The organism is Desulfofundulus sp. JL263-se (genome assembly GCF_056316025.1).
The window spans coordinates 1827585-1845568 of record NZ_CM149993.1 but is presented as its reverse complement, the minus strand read 5'-3'; the positions used below and the strand labels follow the sequence as shown (position 1 = coordinate 1845568).

Annotated in this window: 15 protein-coding genes and 1 pseudogene; 4 read left to right on the top strand and 12 right to left on the bottom strand. The window is 46.9% G+C overall.

All coding sequences use genetic code 11. The annotated features are described in order from the left end of the window. Window positions 1-64 precede the first annotated feature (64 nt). Together ACX4JR_RS09365 and ACX4JR_RS09360 are read left to right on the top strand one after the other, a co-directional pair. The gene (locus tag ACX4JR_RS09365; protein ID WP_476057816.1) at window positions 65-622 is read left to right on the top strand and encodes an NADH-quinone oxidoreductase subunit NuoE family protein; all 558 of its coding nucleotides are present in this window, start codon (window positions 65-67) and stop codon (window positions 620-622) included. Then, window positions 561-2444, top strand: coding sequence for an NADH-ubiquinone oxidoreductase-F iron-sulfur binding region domain-containing protein (locus ACX4JR_RS09360; RefSeq protein ID WP_476057815.1), 1884 nt, complete (start codon window positions 561-563; stop codon window positions 2442-2444). The genes ACX4JR_RS09365 and ACX4JR_RS09360 overlap by 62 nt, the downstream gene beginning before the upstream one ends. Window positions 2445-2543: 99 nt before the next feature. Here ACX4JR_RS09360 and ACX4JR_RS09355 read toward each other — a convergent pair. The 9 genes and pseudogenes from ACX4JR_RS09355 to ACX4JR_RS09315 form a co-directional block, all read right to left on the bottom strand. Beyond that, window positions 2544-2680, bottom strand: a pseudogene (locus tag ACX4JR_RS09355) (thiamine pyrophosphate-dependent enzyme); the annotation flags it as partial. A 67-nt stretch (window positions 2681-2747) separates the two neighbouring features. Then, on the bottom strand, window positions 2748-3203 hold the full coding sequence (locus ACX4JR_RS09350; protein WP_476060522.1) for an N-acetyltransferase: 456 nt from the start codon (window positions 3201-3203) through the stop codon (window positions 2748-2750). 24 nt (window positions 3204-3227) lie between these two features. Next, window positions 3228-4001: a phosphoribosylformylglycinamidine synthase I gene (gene purQ, locus ACX4JR_RS09345; RefSeq protein ID WP_476057814.1), complete on the bottom strand. Its 774-nt coding sequence runs from the start codon at window positions 3999-4001 to the stop codon at window positions 3228-3230. Next, window positions 3998-6838 (bottom strand): phosphoribosylformylglycinamidine synthase subunit PurL, encoded by a 2841-nt coding sequence (purL, locus tag ACX4JR_RS09340; RefSeq protein ID WP_476057813.1) that lies wholly within the window; start codon window positions 6836-6838, stop codon window positions 3998-4000. The genes purQ and purL overlap by 4 nt, the downstream gene beginning before the upstream one ends. A 139-nt stretch (window positions 6839-6977) precedes the next feature. Continuing rightward, window positions 6978-7550, bottom strand: a complete 573-nt coding sequence (locus ACX4JR_RS09335; protein WP_476057812.1) for a xanthine phosphoribosyltransferase — start codon at window positions 7548-7550, stop codon at window positions 6978-6980. A gap of 28 nt (window positions 7551-7578) precedes the next feature. Beyond that, on the bottom strand, window positions 7579-8511 hold the full coding sequence (locus ACX4JR_RS09330; protein ID WP_476057811.1) for an ABC transporter permease: 933 nt from the start codon (window positions 8509-8511) through the stop codon (window positions 7579-7581). Then, on the bottom strand, window positions 8508-9611 hold the full coding sequence (locus ACX4JR_RS09325) for an ABC transporter permease (protein WP_476057810.1): 1104 nt from the start codon (window positions 9609-9611) through the stop codon (window positions 8508-8510). Before ACX4JR_RS09325 ends, ACX4JR_RS09330 begins: the two co-directional genes overlap by 4 nt. Then, window positions 9608-11131 (bottom strand): ABC transporter ATP-binding protein, encoded by a 1524-nt coding sequence (locus ACX4JR_RS09320; protein WP_476057809.1) that lies wholly within the window; start codon window positions 11129-11131, stop codon window positions 9608-9610. Before ACX4JR_RS09320 ends, ACX4JR_RS09325 begins: the two co-directional genes overlap by 4 nt. A gap of 61 nt (window positions 11132-11192) precedes the next feature. Beyond that, window positions 11193-12275: a BMP family ABC transporter substrate-binding protein gene (locus ACX4JR_RS09315; protein ID WP_476060521.1), complete on the bottom strand. Its 1083-nt coding sequence runs from the start codon at window positions 12273-12275 to the stop codon at window positions 11193-11195. Between the two features lie 313 nt (window positions 12276-12588). Here ACX4JR_RS09315 and rnhA point away from each other — a divergent pair, with 313 nt between their 5' ends. Then, window positions 12589-13041, top strand: coding sequence for a ribonuclease HI (gene rnhA / locus ACX4JR_RS09310; RefSeq protein WP_476057808.1), 453 nt, complete (start codon window positions 12589-12591; stop codon window positions 13039-13041). Window positions 13042-13062: 21 nt separating this feature from the next. Next, the gene (locus ACX4JR_RS09305; RefSeq protein WP_476057807.1) at window positions 13063-13284 is read left to right on the top strand and encodes a hypothetical protein; all 222 of its coding nucleotides are present in this window, start codon (window positions 13063-13065) and stop codon (window positions 13282-13284) included. Here the strand turns inward: ACX4JR_RS09305 and ACX4JR_RS09300 are convergent. The 3 genes from ACX4JR_RS09300 to selA form a co-directional block, all read right to left on the bottom strand. Next, the gene (locus ACX4JR_RS09300; RefSeq protein ID WP_476057806.1) at window positions 13281-14429 is read right to left on the bottom strand and encodes a class I SAM-dependent methyltransferase; all 1149 of its coding nucleotides are present in this window, start codon (window positions 14427-14429) and stop codon (window positions 13281-13283) included. The genes ACX4JR_RS09305 and ACX4JR_RS09300 overlap by 4 nt on opposite strands. Window positions 14430-14491: 62 nt before the next feature. Then, a complete protein-coding gene (selB, locus tag ACX4JR_RS09295) occupies window positions 14492-16453 on the bottom strand; it encodes a selenocysteine-specific translation elongation factor (RefSeq protein WP_476057805.1) in 1962 nt (653 codons plus the stop codon). Next, window positions 16443-17864 carry an L-seryl-tRNA(Sec) selenium transferase gene (gene selA / locus ACX4JR_RS09290; protein WP_476057804.1) on the bottom strand — a complete coding sequence of 474 codons (1422 nt, stop codon included), beginning with the start codon at window positions 17862-17864 and terminating at the stop codon, window positions 16443-16445. The genes selB and selA overlap by 11 nt, the downstream gene beginning before the upstream one ends. Window positions 17865-17984 lie beyond the last annotated feature (120 nt).

Sequence of the window (17984 nt, the reverse complement as noted above, 5' to 3'; positions counted from 1 at the left end):
TGGTTAAGTAGTATTAAAAGTGACCCGTGGATTAAAAATAACATTAACTACGGGAGGTGGCGATATGGATTGGGAGCAGGAGAATCTTGATGAAAAATATAAGCAATTGGATGAAGTTATTGAGCGGTACAGCCAGGAAGAGGGACAGCTTATAAAAGTACTTAGAGAAGCACAGGAAATTTTCGGTTATCTTCCGGAAGAGGTTCAAACATATATTGCAGGAAAAATGAACATGCCGGTGAGCGAGGTCAACGGGGTGGTGACTTTTTACGCGCTTTTTTCCACTGAACCCCGGGGAAAGTATTCAATTAACGTTTGTTTAGGCACTGCTTGTTATGTACAGGGGGCCCAAGGTATTTTGGACGAATTCAGAAGCCGGCTGGGACTTAACGGCGGTGATACATCGGACGACCGGCTTTTTACCGTTAAAAGTTCCCGCTGCGTGGGTGCCTGTGGTTTGGCGCCGGTGGTAACGATAAATGGTGACGTGCACGGCAAGTTAACCAGAAGAGACGTACCGAAGCTAATAAGAAAGTACGAGCGGCAGGCGGAGGTGAAGTATGATGATAAACGACTTGAGAGACCTGAAAGAGATCAGGCGCAAGTTTCTCCCCCTCATTGAACTCCGCCAGGGAAAATTTCCTGATTCAGATAAGTACCATGTAATGATTTGTACCGGTACCGGCTGTACGTCATCAGGAAGTCATGGGGTCAGGGAAGAGTTTGTAGATCGAGTTAAAAAGGAAAAACTGGAAGATAAGGTTTCGGTTTTTAAAACGGGCTGTTTTGGTTTTTGTAAAATGGGTAGCATTGTGGTTATCCATCCTGGAAAGACCTGCTATTGCCTGGTTGAGAAAAAAGATGTGAAGGAAATAATAGAAAAACACCTTAAGCAAGGTAAAATAGTGGAAAGGCTGCTCTATAGAGAACAATCCGGTGAAATAAAGCAAAAAATAGAGGATATCAACTTCTTTAAGAAACAGCGCCGGGTGGCGCTGAGAAATTGCGGGTTAATTAATCCTGAAAGCATGGAAGAATATATTGCCACGGGGGGGTATTTCGCCCTGGCCGATGTTTTGTATAATCAAAAACCCCGGGATGTTATTGAAGCCATAAAAAAATCAGGCTTAAGGGGACGTGGCGGGGGGGGTTTTCCGACCGGCCGCAAGTGGCAAATAGCTGCCGAGGCCAAAGGTGAGGAAAAGTATGTGGTATGCAATGCCGACGAAGGGGATCCCGGTGCCTTTATGGACCGCAGTATCTTGGAAGGAGATCCTTACAGTGTATTAGAGGCCATGGCTATAGCCGGGTATGCCATTGGGGCCCGTCAAGGATTTATATATGTGCGGGCTGAGTATCCCATCGCAGTGGACAGGCTTCAAATAGCAATAAGCCGGGCCAGGGACCAGGGGCTGTTGGGAAGTCGAATATTAAATACAGATTTCAGTTTTGATATTGATTTAAGGTTGGGGGCAGGGGCATTTGTTTGCGGTGAGGAAACGGCGCTTTTGCGTTCTGTCACAGGGCAGCGGGGTGAACCTGTGCCGCGTCCCCCCTATCCGGCGGAATGTGGGTTATGGGGACAGCCCACATTGCTAAATAATGTAGAAACTTATGCAAACATACCTGTAATTTTACAGTGGGGACCTGATTGGTTTGCCTCTGTGGGTACTGAAAATAGCAGGGGAACTAAGGTGTTTTCCCTGGCGGGAAAGATAATGAATACCGGCCTTATTGAGGTTCCCATGGGGACTACCTTGCATACCATAATCTACGATATTGGTGGTGGTGTGGCCGAGGGGAGGAAATTCAAGGCCGTTCAAACCGGGGGACCTTCCGGGGGGTGTATTCCGGCTGAGCACCTGGATACCCCTATTGACTATGAGTCCCTTAAGGAAAAGGGTTCCATGATGGGTTCCGGGGGATTGATTGTAATGGATGATACAGATTGCATGGTTAATATTGCCAAATTCTATTTGCAATTCAGCCAGGACGAGTCCTGTGGCAAGTGTACTCCCTGCCGGGTGGGTACCAAGAGAATGTTAGAGATATTAGAACGTATTACCGAAGGCAAAGGTACCATGGAGGACCTGGATGCATTGGAGGAATTAGGCAACGAAATACGGGATGCCTCCCTTTGCGGCCTGGGGCAGACTGCCCCTAACCCGGTTTTGTCCACCCTTCGTTATTTCCGTGACGAATATGAGGCTCATATCAGAGACAAAACTTGTCCTGCAGGGGTTTGCCGGGCGCTTTTGGATTATGCGATAGACGAAGAAAAGTGCATTGCCTGTGGGTTATGTGCCAAGGCATGTATTGCCAACGCCATAACAGGCGATAGAAAGGGAGAACCGTATTTCATTGACCGGCAGAAGTGTCTTAAATGCGGCGCCTGCATGGCCAGGTGTCCTCAAGGAGCAATCTTTACCACTGCATTACATTGAAAAAAGTAGATGGCTGCCCCCTTCCTCGCTGCGCTAAGGTGTTTCGTGCCGACGAAAGAAGCCGGGGCATTTAATGCCCCGGCTTCTTTTTAGTACTTAATCCCTGGTGATAGCGGCTATTATTTCGGGCCCCTGCATGGGATAGCCTGTTCGCACCGGATCCCGCCCATAAGGGCTGGTTTCAGTCCAGTCTTTTGTTCCGGCATGGTTGTAGGGAGCATTTGGCCACCAGTCATGGTTATCTAGATATAAATATCAGTGGAAGAATAAAACAATATGCCAGTCAACTATTTTTGTTGACTACTATTTTAAGTTTATTATAACGGCAACTTCCTCACATTTAGGAAACTTGGGACAGTTAATACATTCTTTCCACACTTTTTGAGGAAGATCTTCTTTAGCTATTATGGCAAAGCCGCATTTTTGGAAAAAGGGAGCCTGGTATGTCAGGGCGAATACCCTGGGAATTTCCAATTCATCCGCCTCGGCTAGAAAAGATTGTACGAGCGCCCGCCCGACACCTTCCCTTTGACGTTCCGGGTGAACGGCAAGGGCACGAATTTCCGCCAGGTCTTCCCAAATTATGTGCAATGACCCGGTGCCGATAATTTTGCCTTTTTCCTCAGCTACTGTAAATTCCCTTATATCCTCGTAAAGGGAAGACCTCGACCTGGGAAGCATCAGTCCCTGGCCGGCGTAATAGGAGATAAAGCTGTGAATTGTTTCAACATCGGATATTTTTGCCTTTCGAATCAACATAAGCATCACTCATCCTGTTTAGTTTTATATTTGTTGTGCATACTTCACTGCATTTTCAAATATGGCCAGTCCTTGCGGCTTTGTGGATTGGCGCCGCCAGTTGGGATGGTGGTAAGGTTCAATAAACCTTTCAGGGTGGGGCATCAGGCCCATTATCTTTCCGGTAGGATCGCATATTCCCGCAATGGCATTAAGGGAGCCGTTGGGATTTGCCGGGTATAAGGAAGTGGGCTCCCCATCAGCTGTACAATACCTGAACACCACCTGACTGGAATTTTCCAAGAACTCTAAGGTGTCTCTATCGGTATAAAATTTCCCTTCGCCGTGGGCGGCCTGGTAACTAACTATTGAACCTTCCATTCCCCGGGTAAAAATACAGTTTGACTTTTCCACTCTCATGTTTACCCAGCGGCATTCAAAGCGCCCGCTGTCGTTACCCATTAAAGCGACTGAGATATCCCCCGGCCTGCCTTTGGGGAGCAGGCCGGTTCTCACCAGTACCTGAAACCCGTTGCAAATGCCCAGGATTGGTTTGCCCCGGGATACAAATTCCAGCATTTGTTCCTTTAGAAATGATATCAATTCCACCGCCAGGATTTTGCCGGAATGAACATCATCCCCGTAGGTGAATCCTCCGGGTATAACCAGTATCTGGTAATCAAGTAAGTTTTCCATGCCGCTGCGAAGCTGGTTTATATGAACCAACTGCCCCTGTGCTCCGGCTTTTTCCACCGCGTAAAGGGTTTCAATATCGCAATTGGTTCCGTCTGTTCTTAAAATGCATACTTTAGGCCTCAACCGCCGAACACCTCCCTCATGGGTTTTTGCCAGGCGGCCTTTAATTCATCTAAGCTAATTTCAAATAAATGCCGGTTCCCTTGTTTGGCTGTAATAACGGGGCGGGAGGTGATAACCCCTAATTTCACGAAGGGAACATTATTAAACAGCAGGGCGGGGTCCTTGTTAGCAGGCACTTCCACCAGGAAGCATCCTGCCGTCTCATTAAACAGGAAGTAATCCGGCCTTTCTTTCCCGGGAATATTTATTTCAGCTCCCAAGCCTCCGCCAAAACACATCTCCGCCAAACATGCCGCCAGCCCGCCTTCACTTATGTCATGGCAGGCTATGATGCTATTATTTTTTATTAATTTGTGTATCACTTTCCAAACTTCGTATAACTTTTCCGGCTCTACCCGGGGCAGGTTATTACCCAGGGCACCAAGCAGTTCAAAATAGGCAGAACCCGCCATTTGGGAAGTATCGCGATGACCTACGAAAACAATTTGGTTGCCGCTTTCTTTAAAGTCTGCAGAAGAGGTTTTGGTAACGTCGGGAATTCGGCCGAAGGCTGAAATACAAAGGACGGGCGGAATCTTTATTACCTCTCCTTCTTTGGAGCGGTAAGTGCTGCTTAAACTATCCTTTCCGGAGATAAAAGGCATTCCTGTAGCCCTTACAAAGTCACTGCAGGCATCTACGGCCATGTCCAGGGCGCCCAGCGACTCTTCATCGGGGAAGGGCCATATAAAATTGTCAATTAAACATATTTCTTCCGGGTTTGCCCCTGCTGCCACTGCATTGGATACTGCTTCCGCCGCTGCCCACAAGCTGCCGTAATAGGGATTTATTTTATTCAAAATGGGGTTCAAACCATGACTGATTACCACTCCATAGGGCTTACCCAGTATGGGGGTAATTATAGTAGCATCATTGGGCCCGTCGTGGGCCACTCCACCATAAGGAGGAAGGGCGCTGCCGCTTTGCACCCCGTGGTCATACTGACGTACAATGGGTTCCTTGGAGCATACATTGAGGCTTCCCATTATTTTTTTGTAAGTTTCTTCCCACTTAATTGATTTACTGGTATCTGGTTCCTTAAAAGTTTCAGGCTTCCAGGATGCGGCCATAATGCGTTGCGGCAGGCCATTATAAAGAAATTCCATATCCAGGTCACAAACTATTTCTTTCCCGTAGTATACTTTAAGCCGCCTGTTTCCGGTGAATTTTCCGATAACGGTGGCCTCTACGTTATGATCCTTACATATTTCCACCAGAGATTCAAGGTTCTCAGGTTTGACAGCTACGACCATTCGTTCTTGACTTTCCGATTGCCATATTTCCCACGGAGCAAGGCCGGGATATTTTAAAGGTACTTTATCCAGCCAAACGTCCACGCCTATGTTTTTACCCATTTCGCCCAAAGACGAGCTGAATCCTCCGGCCCCGCAGTCGGTAATGGCCCGGATTAAGCCGCGGTCCCTGGCTAATAGAAGGGCGTCACTCATTCTTTTTTCTTCTATAGGATGACCTATTTGCACGGCGCTGGAATTAACGGACATGGTTCTGTCGGTCATTTCCCCGCTGGAAAAGGTGGCCCCGTGAATGCCGTCTCTTCCGGTGCGACCTCCTATAACCACGGCAAGGTCTCCTTCCACGGGTTCTCCTTTTTTACACTTATCGGCGGGAATTATCCCGTAGGCTCCGACTATGACGGATGGCTTAGCCCGGAAATCACGGTGGAAGTGTACGGAGCCGTTATTGGTGGGGATGCCCATGCGATTGCCGTAATCCCGTACACCTGCAACCACCCGGCGCAGCAGGTAATTAGGGTGCAGGCACCCTTCCGGTACTTCTGAAAAGGGTAAGTCAGGTGGGGCCACACAAAACATGTCCGTGGAGGCGATTACCTTTGCCCCCTGTCCGGTACCCATAATATCCCGGAAAACACCTCCGCTGCCGGTCATGGCACCTCCATAAGGCTCAATTGCCGAAGGAGAATTATGTGTTTCAACCTTACCGCAAATTGCCTGGCCATCGTAAAATTCCATTACCCCTGAATTGTCCACGAAGGCCGAGAGTACCAGGGGATGGTTGGCATTTCGGGTGGATTCCTGTAAGCGGGCCATGAGGGGCTTTTTTTCTCGCCCGTCTACTATCAATTTAGCTTTGAATGTCTTGTGAACGCAGTGTTCCGACCATGTCTGAGCAATAGTTTCCAGTTCACAATCCGTGGGATCCCGGCCTATTTTCATAAAATAGGATTGTATTATTTTCATTTCTTCCAGGTTCAAGAAAAGCCGGTCTTTGCTCAATTCCTCCATTTCACCTTCGGTCATCCGGCGAAGGGGTATAATCTCTGTTTTGCCAGGACTTCCTCCAATAATTAATGTTTTTGGCCTTTCCCTAACCACACGTTCAACGGTATCATTCACCAGAAGGCGTCGGGTGATTAAGTTTATGTCTTCTTCGGTGATGCCAACTCCGGTGAAACCGTATTCCATGCTGGAATCGGCTGCTTTCAAGTGGTTTATGCCAAGGTCCCTGGCTGCTTTCATAAGGGATGCGGCTTCAGGGTTCATAACCCCGGGCTTATAGGCCACTTCCAATATATGATCACAGCCGGTAAGGATGGGCCGGTTCAATGTATAATTTTGAAATATGGATTCAGCCAAAAGTTTTTCTGCCAGGTACTTAGCTTCTTTTTCACTTATACCTTCGAAACGATAAACCTTGGCTGTTTTAACGGAAGTAATATTATCTAAGCGAAGGGAATGTTTAATTTCGTATAATATTTCGTCTCCCCTAGCATCAGGAAGTCCGGGGCGATTTGTTATCCGTACCTCTTGAATACTCATTGTTTGTCTCCACCTCCAGATTGGAGTGCCAAAGCCGGCGACAAAGCCCCGTAACATTGTAGTACATACGCGGACAAAAAACAATCGGGTGTTTTTACCCAGAGGGGCAACTAAATAAAAAACACCTTTTTAAGGTGTTTTAGGAATCAAAGATAATTTTCCCGTTAGCAAGGCTGGTTATAGGGGCCAGGGATTCTATCCGTATTCCTTCTTCCCTGAGGGCTTGTCCTCCTCCCTGAAAGACCTTTTCAATGACAATACCTACCCCTGCTATTGAGGCACCTGATTGCCGGACTATATCTACCATGCCCCTAAGCGCATCTCCTTGAGCCAGGAAATCGTCTACCAGTAAGATATTGTCCGTGGGCTGTAAAAAACGGCTGTTTACATATATTTCCACAGACTCTTTTTTAGTAAAAGAATAAATGGTACTGGAAAACACATTGGGGTCGGCTGTAGCTGCCCGTTTCTTTTTGGCAAAAACCACCGGGACGTTAAGGGCCAGTCCGGTGGCCATGGCAACGGCAATTCCAGAAGCTTCAACGGTAAGAATTTTAGTTACAGAGTCCTCTTGAAATCTAAAGGCGAGTTCCTTTCCCAATTCCATGATAAGCGCGGGGTCAATTTGGTGATTTAAAAAAGAGTCCACCTTAAGTATGGTATCGGACAGCACTTTACCTTCCTTTAATATTTTTTCCTTAAGAGCTTGCATAAACTTAACTCCTTTTACCTGGGATTTGTTACCGTTCTTCCCGGTCATAGGACAGACCTAAAGAGCGGGGTGCCCCGATATGCTTGACGGCATTTTTCCCTGTTACGAGGATGAGGACTATTATTGTGAAAAGGTACGGCAGCATTTTAAGAAAATAGGGAGGTATCAGCACATCCAGTGTTTGCAGGCGGTATCCCAGGGCGTCAATTCCTCCAAAGATATATGAGCCCAAAAGTGCGTGGCCCGGGTTCCAGGTGGCGAATATTACCAGGACAACGGCTATCCATCCCCGGCCGGCCACCATGTTTTCCATCCAGGTAGGTACATAAACCAAGGAAAGATAAGCTCCCCCCAAACCTGCCAGCATACCGCCCAAGATTACGTAAATATATTTGATACGGAAAACATTAATCCCCAGGGAGTCGGCAGCTGCCGGGTTTTCACCCACCGCCCGCAATTGCAGCCCGGGCTTGGTCCTGTATATAAAAAACCATAGCGCAGGAACAAGCAGGTAACTTAAATAAACCAGGGCATCTTGCCGGAACATTATCGGGCCGATGAATGGAATATTACTTAATACGGGTAATTCAAGTGTCTTGAAGGAAATTTCTAACGGTATCCCAACCATGGGCTTGCCCAGGTATCCGCTCAATCCGGTACCGAAAATGGTTAAGGCCAGGCCGCTGACCGTTTGGTTTGCTTTCATGGTTACCGTAAAAAATGCGTGGATGGAGGCCATGGCCCCACCTGCCGCCATGGCTACAAAGACACCCATCCACGGGTTATTTGTCTTAAAGGCGGCTATAAAGCCGCTGACGGCACCAACCAGCATCATACCTTCCACGCCCAGGTTCAATATTCCCGAGCGCTCGGCCAAAATCTCCCCCAGGGCAGCATAAAGGATCGGGGTGCCTGCGGTTATGGCGGTGGCCAGCATGGCGATTAAAATGTCTGAGTTCACGAGGCATCATCCCCCTGGCCGTTGCGGGTATTAATTGAGATCCTGTATCGTGTAAGTATTTCGCCGCCTAATACGAAAAATAACAAGATTCCCTGCAACATTGACACTACAGTGGCAGAGACGCCGCTCATCTGTATTGCGTATCCTCCAACCTGCAGGCCGCCGAACAATAAGGCAACGATGATAATGCCAATGGGGTTTAGCTTGCTTAGCCAGGCCACGATAATTGCGGTATAACCGTATCCCGGGCAGAAACCGTGTTGAAGCCGGTGAGTAACGCCGGCCACTTCGGCCATGCCTGCAAGTCCGCAAACGGCTCCGCTGATCATCATCACCAGTAGAATTTTTTTGGTAATGTTCATGCCGCCATAACGGGCCGCCTCGGGGCTTTCCCCTATTACCCGGATTTCATATCCAAATTTTGTGTGAAAAATTATTATGTAAAATATAATTGCCAAAATAATACCTATTAATAAGCCGGCATGAATGCGCGTATCGTTCAGTGTGGGCAGTACGGCGGATTCCGAAAAAGGAGCCGTTATGGGAAAATTATACCCGTTGGGGTCTTTCCACGGGCCATAGACCAGGTAATCCACCCATAATATGGCAACATAGTTTAGCATAAGGGTGGTAATGATTTCGTTAACCCCCAGATAAGCACGGGGTATGGCGGGTATGAGGGCCCAAAAGGCCCCTGCAATACATCCGGCCAGTACCATCGCAGGCAATACTATCCATACAGGCTGATTAGGAAAGTTTAGCGCCACCCAGGTGGCTCCAAAGGCCCCCATATATATTTGTCCTTCACCGCCAATGTTCCATAGTTGCATACGAAAGGCAACAGCCAGCCCTAGCCCTGCCAGCAGAAGGGGAATTGCCTTTACAACGGTTTCGGTCAGCCCGTAAGTAGAGCCGAAAGAGTTGACGAACATTACTAAATAAACCTGTAAGGGGTCCTTACCGGTGAGACCAAGAAATATTCCCCCGATTAAAAGGGCCAAAGTAATCGAAATTAACGGCACCAGCAGGCTGGCTGCCGGTGAAGGGAGAAGTCTCTTTTCCAGGGATATGGGGGGAAGTATATTTTGCAGGTTGTTCATGATAGCATTTCCCCTGTTTTTTTAGTCCCCATCATCAGGAGACCAATTTCTTCCAAATCAGCATGTTCTGTTTTTAAAATGCCGGTTATTTGGCCTTCGTAAAGAACTCCAATTCTGTCGCTAAGTTTAAAAATTTCATCCAGATCTTCTGAAATGAGTAATATGGCGGTCCCTTTAGATCGCTGTTCAAGGAGCAGCCGGTGCACCGCTTCAGTGGCGCCCACGTCCAGCCCGCGCACAGGATAAACGGCAACCAGAAGAGCCGGGTTTAATGATATTTCCCTGGCCAGGAGCAATTTTTGCAAGTTTCCGCCTGATAGCAGGCTGACCGGCGCACTCGGATTAGTTAGTTTAATATTAAACTGGGATATAAGACTTTTTGTCTTTGAAAAAGCCTTTTTATAATCCAATAAAGGCCCGCGGGAAAAGGCACTTTTATATTCTTTTAACATTACATTATCCACGGCGCCAAGTTTCGGTATAAGGCCTGTGCCTAAGCGGTCCTCCGGAATGTACCCTACTCCTCGACCAATAATTTCACCCGGTTCCAAGTTGGTAATGTTTTTATTATTTAGGTAGATGCTGCCGGAAGTACACTTGCGTATACCCGTAATAACTTCCGCCAGTTCCCGCTGCCCGTTTCCGGCTACCCCTGCAATGCCGAAAATTTCTCCTTTTCGAACGTCCAGCGTAATCCCCCGCAAGGCGGGCCTGCCGTTATCGTTAAGGGCCTCCACTTGATTTAGTTCCAAAACCTTTACACCGAAGTTTTGAGGGGATTTTTTTTGCTGGAAAACTACGTCTCGCCCTACCATAAGCCAAGCCAGATCCTGCTCCGTAATGTCTTTTCTATACAGGGTGGCCACAGCCTTCCCGGAACGTAATACGGTAACCCGGTCGGCAGCTTCCATTACTTCCTGGAGCTTGTGGGTTATAACTACTATTCCCCGGCCATCTTCTGCCATTTGTCTGAGGTTCTTGAACAGGTCGCGGCTTTCTTGGGGGGTAAGAACAGCCGTTGGTTCGTCCAGCACCAGTAATTCCGATCCCCTGTAAAGCATTTTTAATATTTCTACTCTTTGTTTTTCTCCAACAGAGAGCTGCCATATTTTTGCGGCAGGGTCCACCATCAGCCCGTATTTTGCGGAAATTTTTGTAATTTGACTTTCCACAAGAGGCATATTTAATTTAAACTTTTGGCCGGTTCCAAGTATTATGTTTTCTGCTACGGTGAAGGTTTCCACCAGTTTAAAATGCTGGTGAACCATGCCGATACCTGCATCAATGGCGTCCCGGGGCGATTTAAAATTAACTTTTTTGCCTTTAATATATATTTCACCGGAGTCGGGTTTGTAAAGCCCGGCCAAAATGCTCATTAAGGTACTCTTCCCGGAGCCGTTTTCTCCCAGCAGCATGTGAATTTCTCCCGGCTTCACCGAGAAATCAATTTTATCATTTGCCAGTACTCCGGGAAATTTCTTGGTTATTTGTTTCATTTCCAGGAGGAATTCTTGCCTCATACTGTCGCCTCTTAACAAAGGGTTACTGGCAGGATGTCCTGCCAGTAACCCTGGTTGGTATTTATTTAGAGGATTTAAGGCTTCCCCTTACACCTTCTACAAACCAATCCATATTGAGAATTTCTTCATCGGTCATTTTTTGTCCTTCTTCTACCCTGATATTGCCGTTTTGATCTTTAATTGGGCCATAAAATACGTCCCATTTACCATTTTCTATTTTGGCTCTCCACTTTTTAACCAGCTCTTTGGTTTCATCATCCACCATGGGGCCGAAAGGAGCAATATCAACTATGCCCTCGGCCAGGGAACCCCAGTACTGGTTGGATTTCCAGGTGCCGTTTTTTATGGCTTCAAGGGTTTTTACATAGTAGGGCCCCCAGTTCCAAATGGCTGAAGTAAGAACCGCTTTGGGAGCAAACTTACTCATATCGGTGTTATAGCCTATACCGTAGACTCCGGCCTCCTCGGCGGCCTCCTGTGGTCCCGGGGTATCCTGGTGCTGGGCGATGACATCTGCCCCGGCATCAAGCAATGCCTTGGCGGCATCCTTTTCCTTAGCTGGATCGTACCAGGTATTGGTCCACACAACTTTTACAATGGCATCCGGATTTACTTTTCTGACTCCCAAGGTAAAGGCGTTTATACCGCGAATGACTTCCGGGATGGGATATGCAGCCACATAACCTATAATGTTACTTTTGGTTGCTCTTCCTGCCACAAGACCTGTTAAGAAGCGGGCCTGGTACATTCTACCGAAATATGTACCTACATTCTCGGCGGTTTTATATCCCGAGCAGTGAAGAAAAATTTTATCGGGATATTTCTTGGCAACATTAATGGTTGGGTCCATAAACCCGAAGCTGGTGGAGAAAATAACATCGTTACCTTTTTCGGCCAACTGGGTCAGTACGGTTTCTGCCTCCGCCCCTTCAGAGACATTTTCTACTATATCTTCGGCCACAACGTAATCAAGTTTTTCTTGCAGGTATTTTCTCCCCTGATCATGGGCATAGGTCCACCCGGCATCCCCTACCGGCCCTACATACATGAAAGCCACTTTAATTTTGTCATCATTTTGATCCTGTGCCGTGTTCTCGTTCTCGCCACAGCCGGCCAATAACAAAGTGGCTGCAATGGTGAGCATTAATATCGAAAGAAACTTGAAATTTTTTATGGACAACCCCTTCAACCTCCCTTACTTTTCTATGATTTATAAGTTTTAAAAAACCTCCTTGGAAACTGCCACCTCCTCTTAAGCCGTTTCAATCTAAAGTTAACCCTAAATTGATTCCATGTTATTCGCTAAAATCCTTCTTAAGATGACAAAAATCATTGTCGATGGATGATTTATTTAAATCCAGGAGATTCTAAAATTTTTGCTTCTATGCCGCGTATTTACATCCAATGGTAATACGTGGTATAATTCTTACCTAAAAAGTGTAACGGGAGAGATGTTTTTGACGGAAGTTGAAATTTATACGGACGGGGCGTGCAGCGGGAATCCGGGTCCCGGGGGGTACGGGGTTGTTTTAAAATATAAGGAAATTATAAAGGAATTATCGGGAGGGTGTGAAAATACCACCAATAATAGAATGGAGCTAATGGCAGTTATCAAGGGGCTTGAAGCCCTGAAACGGCCCTGCCGGGTTACCCTTTACTCAGACAGCAAATATATTGTTGACGCCATGAATAAGGGATGGGTAAAGCGATGGCAGGCCCAAGGGTGGATGAGGGGTAAAGATAAACCGGCCAAAAACCCGGATCTCTGGAAAAGAGTCCTTGAACTGGCTTCCAGGCATAGGGTTAAATGGGTGTGGGTAAAGGGTCATGCCGACAATAAGTATAATAATCGTTGTGATCGGCTGGCCGTGGAAGCCATAAAAAAGATTAAAGAAAAGCCGCGTGGGTAACGCGGCTTTTATGTTTCCGAGTTGCTTACGGAACAGCTTTCATCCCTTTCTGAAGACTTTATCGCTGCTTCCAGGGTGGCGTCGTCCGGTTTTTGGGCGCATTTGCTTTTTGAACCGGAATTTTTAGCATCAATGGATAAAGAGGGAAAATCAGTATTGCTTGACTTGGACGTTATTATTATCACCTCCGGAAATATCTTTCCCGGAAAAAAAGTATTTATAAACATTTGTAGAGAATTTTAAATTCCTCTGCCCGGACGCAGCCCGAACAGCTGAGGAGGGGTGTCGAATCCTTTATATTGGACCAGTACTTTAAAAACCCTTCCCATTCCTTCGGGCATGATCAATTGTTTTATGGCCATGGTCTTTTTTATTTTTAAGGGGTCGTAGCTATACTCGCGGCCCGTTCTCAGTTCTTCCAGAATACCCAAATTAATTAAAAACTGGGATTGGCTGATTGAACCGAGGCTCTTTAGGCCCACCATTTCACCCCATTTTTCCAGGGCGGTAAAGTTGACACTTGCTGTGATGTCTTGCTGCCCAACGTCTTCCAGGGGGGACGTATTCAGCCGATGCCTGGAAAAGCAGCGAAGGGTGCCGTCAAAGCGAGCCGGGGAATATAATTCCTCAGCCGACATGCCGTAATCAATGGTTAAAACAAATCCCTTATTTAAAAATTTTGCTACGCCGGCAAGCCATGTAATGGCATTAAGATTAACTTCGGCGGTTTGGCCCGGTGCCAGTTCTATACTTTGCTCTGCGAAGTATTCTTCAAGTTTTTCAGTTGATAATTGGCCCGGTATAAAGGTCAATTCCCCGTCTTGAATGGTAACGTATAGTTCCCTCAAGCCATCTTCAGTTTGCCTAACCAAGTGTACGGGAAATGAATCTATCAGTTCATTTGAGAAAATACATCCTTTGAAAGGGACCGGGCTTATTTCATCTAAACTTTTGATCCATTTTACTTTAAGTGGTTTGAAGTTAGATTTCTTCAGAAGTTCTTTTTGTCGCTTGGCCAGGGTGTCACTGGTTTCCAAAAGCCGGTAATTTATGGCATTAAAGAATGACGAGAATTCTTCCTTTATGGTAATTAGAATGTCTCTGCTTAATAAGCCTTCTCCGGGGCCGTATTCCACCAACTCCCACCCGTTGGGCTTCCCTGCCAGCTCCCACATTTCGTGTAGTTGGCGGGCTAACATGCGGCCAAAAACGGGACTGACGTGGGGGCTGGTAAAAAAATCTCCTTGCCGGCCCAACTGGACGTTTTTCATATAGTAGCCCCACTGTTTGTGGTACAGGGCAATATCCATGAATTGGGCAAAGGTTATGGGTCCCTGGCTGGAAATTACATTTCTTATATAATCCAAGAGCGGGTTGGCAGCAGGCAAAATTATTCCCCCTATTCATTACCGGCATTACGCAATTCGCTTGCCAGGAAGCAGCGGCTTTTTTATTCCAGCGCCTTGCCGGCTACCCTCATGTCCCCTACCCTCCGGGTTATTTTCCGGGCATCGAAATATTCCAGGAGCGGCAGGGCGTATTTTCTGGATGTTTGGAGAATGTCCCTGGCCTCTCCAATGGAAATTTCCCCTTTTTCTTTCAGGTAGTTGGCTATTTTTGATTTCGCCTCCTCCAAAACCTCCCGGTGAAAATAAATATTATCGCTTAACTTTATTAAAATTTCCTCCCGCAGGAGATACTGTAAAATTTCGTTAACCTGCTCTTCGTCAAGTTTTACCTGCTTGCAAGTATCGACCCAGGCGGGAGGTTGAAAGGCGGCGGATTTAAATTTTTCTTCGATTTGCTCGATAATTTTTTTCTGCCTGTCGCTTGGCTGCGGCTTAAAACCGGGGGCGGAAATGGTTTGGGCATGTAATTTTAGAAATCCGTCCTCTTCCATTGTTTGCAAAAGTTGCTGGAATTGCTTGGAGGAAAGATTGGAAAATTTCCGCGACCGTAATTCTTCCCTGGGATAGCCTTCTCGTAAAGGGTACTGGCGGTGATATTGTTTTAACAGGTCTGATATTTGTTCCGACCATTGGCTGTAAATGCTTGTGAGAACGTAAAGGTCAGGATCTCCCTCTATTTTTTTAACTTTGTTTTTATTGAGTAATTCCGTTAAAGTATTGATCTTTTCTTTCCGGCTCAAATCGGACAAAGGTTTGATTTCATCTATTGTAAGAAGTGTTTTTTGTATTGCTAAAAATTGTTCGGCCAGTTCAGGTGGGGAACCCTTTTCCCTGGTTTTAAGGGCCTCAATAACTTCCGGCTGCAACCGTTTATGTTTGCGGGCCGTGGGGTCGATAACTTTTCCGCCGCCAATGGTACGCATGGGGGAATAGGAACGAATAACAAACCGGTCATTTTTGGCACATGAAGCCATCTTTTCCAGCAGGAGTTGGGCATAACAATCATTTCCAGGATTTAGTTCTTCTCTGTCCAAAAGAATTACCCGGGATAATATTTCTGCAGTCCCCAGGTATACCCTTACCCTGGCTCTGTTTTTAAGCGGGCGCGGGGTGCTTTCTAAAAGATGCAGCTTTACGTCCAGCCTGTTCCAGGGTTTTAAGGTTCCCGGAGCGGCGAGTACGTTCCCTCTTTTAATATCACTGGTTTCCACGCCCGTTAAGTTTACCGCCACCCTCTGCCCTGCACTGGCATGACTTTGTTTTTGCCCGTGTACCTGCAGGGAACGAATTTTAGACTGAATGCCCTGCGGGTAAATTTCCACGTTTGCGCCGATTTCCAGGCGGCCTGAAATAAGCGTGCCGGTGACCACAGTACCGAAACCGGTAACGGAAAAAACCCGGTCTATCGGCAATCTCGGAAAACCGGTCTCCGGTCTGGGAGGTATGGTTTCAGCTATTTCGGTCAGGGCTTTTTTTAGTTGGTCTATTCCCTCTCCGGTTAAGGAGGAAACTTTAATGATAGGGGCGCCAGCAAGGGCTGTCCGGGAAAGAAAGTCCCGCACATCTTCTTCTACCAGCTCCAAAAGCTCTTCATCCACCAGGTCAATTTTTGTGATGACTGCAATTCCCTTATTTATCTGAAGAAGTTGAATGATATCCAGGTGCTCGCGGGTTTGGGGCATTATACCTTCGTCTGCCGCAATTACCAGCATAACCATATCGATTCCGCCAACCCCGGCCAGCATGTTTTTTATAAAGCGCTCGTGGCCGGGAACGTCAATTATGCTGGCCGTCTGCCCGTTATTCAAGGTGAGGGAAGCAAATCCGAGCTCTATAGAAATTCCCCTGTCCTTTTCTTCTTTTAACCTGTCTGTATTGATGCCTGTCAGCCTTTCTACCAGGACTGTTTTACCATGGTCCACGTGACCGGCTGTTCCGATAATAAAATGCCTCAACATAGCCACCTTCTTCCGGTTTCTTAAAGCAGTGAGTTTACCCGGCATCCCGTAGAATTTTAGCTATTGCTTTAAACAGTTGTTCATCTTCATTTTCTTGTACCGTGCGTATATCCAGGAGGAGCCTGTCGTCCTGGATGCGTCCTATAACTGCGGGATTGCCTTTCCGTAACCGGGAAGCCAGTTCGGATACTTCCATATTTTTAGGTATAATTTCCACTGTATAGGATGGCAGTTCAGCCGTGGGCAGGGCCCCGCCCCCCACCCTCGAGACCGTTTCCACAAGGTTAAATTCCACATGGGGCAGGGACAGTTCGTTGAGCATATCCAACAATTTTTTTGCCCTGGGGTACAAATCTTTTAAAGTGGCTGCCAGCATTCTCAGGGTGGGAATATTGGCCAGTGCACTTGACGGGTCTCGATATTCTCTCAGGGTTGCTTCCAGGGCGGCCACCGTAAATTTATCTATGCGTATGGCCCTGGTCAAAGGGTTTTTCCTCATCTTTTCGATGAAATTCCGCTTTCCCACAATGATACCTGCCTGTGGCCCACCTAAAAGTTTATCTCCTGAAAAAGTTACTATATCTGTGCCGGCGGCAACTGTTTCCTTTACAGTAGGCTCGTAGGGAAGTCCCAAGTCCCGGAGGTCCACCAGTGACCCGCTGCCCAGGTCCGACATTACGGGAATTCCTTTTTCCTTACCCACTTCTACCAGTTCTTTAACGCTCGTTTCCCGGGTGAATCCTACAATACGGTAGTTGCTGGTATGTACGTTCAATAACAGGGCGGTGTTTTCATTAACGGCCCGGCGGTAGTCATCCGGGTATGTTTTATTGGTTGTTCCAACTTCAACCAGCCTGGCTCCGCTCTGGGCCATCACATCAGGAATTCGGAAAGAGCCGCCTATCTCAACCAGCTGTCCCCGGGAAACAATTACTTCCTTATTGCAAGCTAAAGTTCCGAGGGCCAGGAGAACTGCCGAGGCATTATTGTTGACTACCAGCGCTGCCTCGGCCCCGGTGAGTTCCACCAGCAAATCTTCCAGGGGCTCGTAACGGGAGCCCCGCTTACCTGTATCCAAGTTCAGTTCCAAATTACTATAACCTGATGCAACCATTCCCACTGCCTGCAGGGCGCTTTTACTTAAAAGGGCCCGCCCCAAATTGGTATGTATAACAACCCCCGTGGCATTAATTACCCGGCGCAGCCCGGGGATATTATGTTTTTCTACTTGCACTAAAACTTCGGCGATAATTTTTTCTTTTAGTTCTTTTTGAGATGACGGTTTTTCTTGTCCCGCCAAAATATTGCGCCGATTTTTTTCAAGTACTTGTCTTATTGTATTAACAACCAAATTCCGTGGATTTTGTTCCAGAATTTTTTGTAGTTCGAGGCTCCGCATAATTTCGTTCACCGCGGGTAATTGCCTGAGATAATTAACTGGTTTTGAATTTGCCATAGCTTGCCTCCACAGTGACCATTTTGCCCAAAATTATATGGCAGGAATAACTTAAAAGCAAGGGAATCTTCCATTTATCTCCGTTTTTCTTAAGTATTTATAAGGAGATTAAAAAACCCG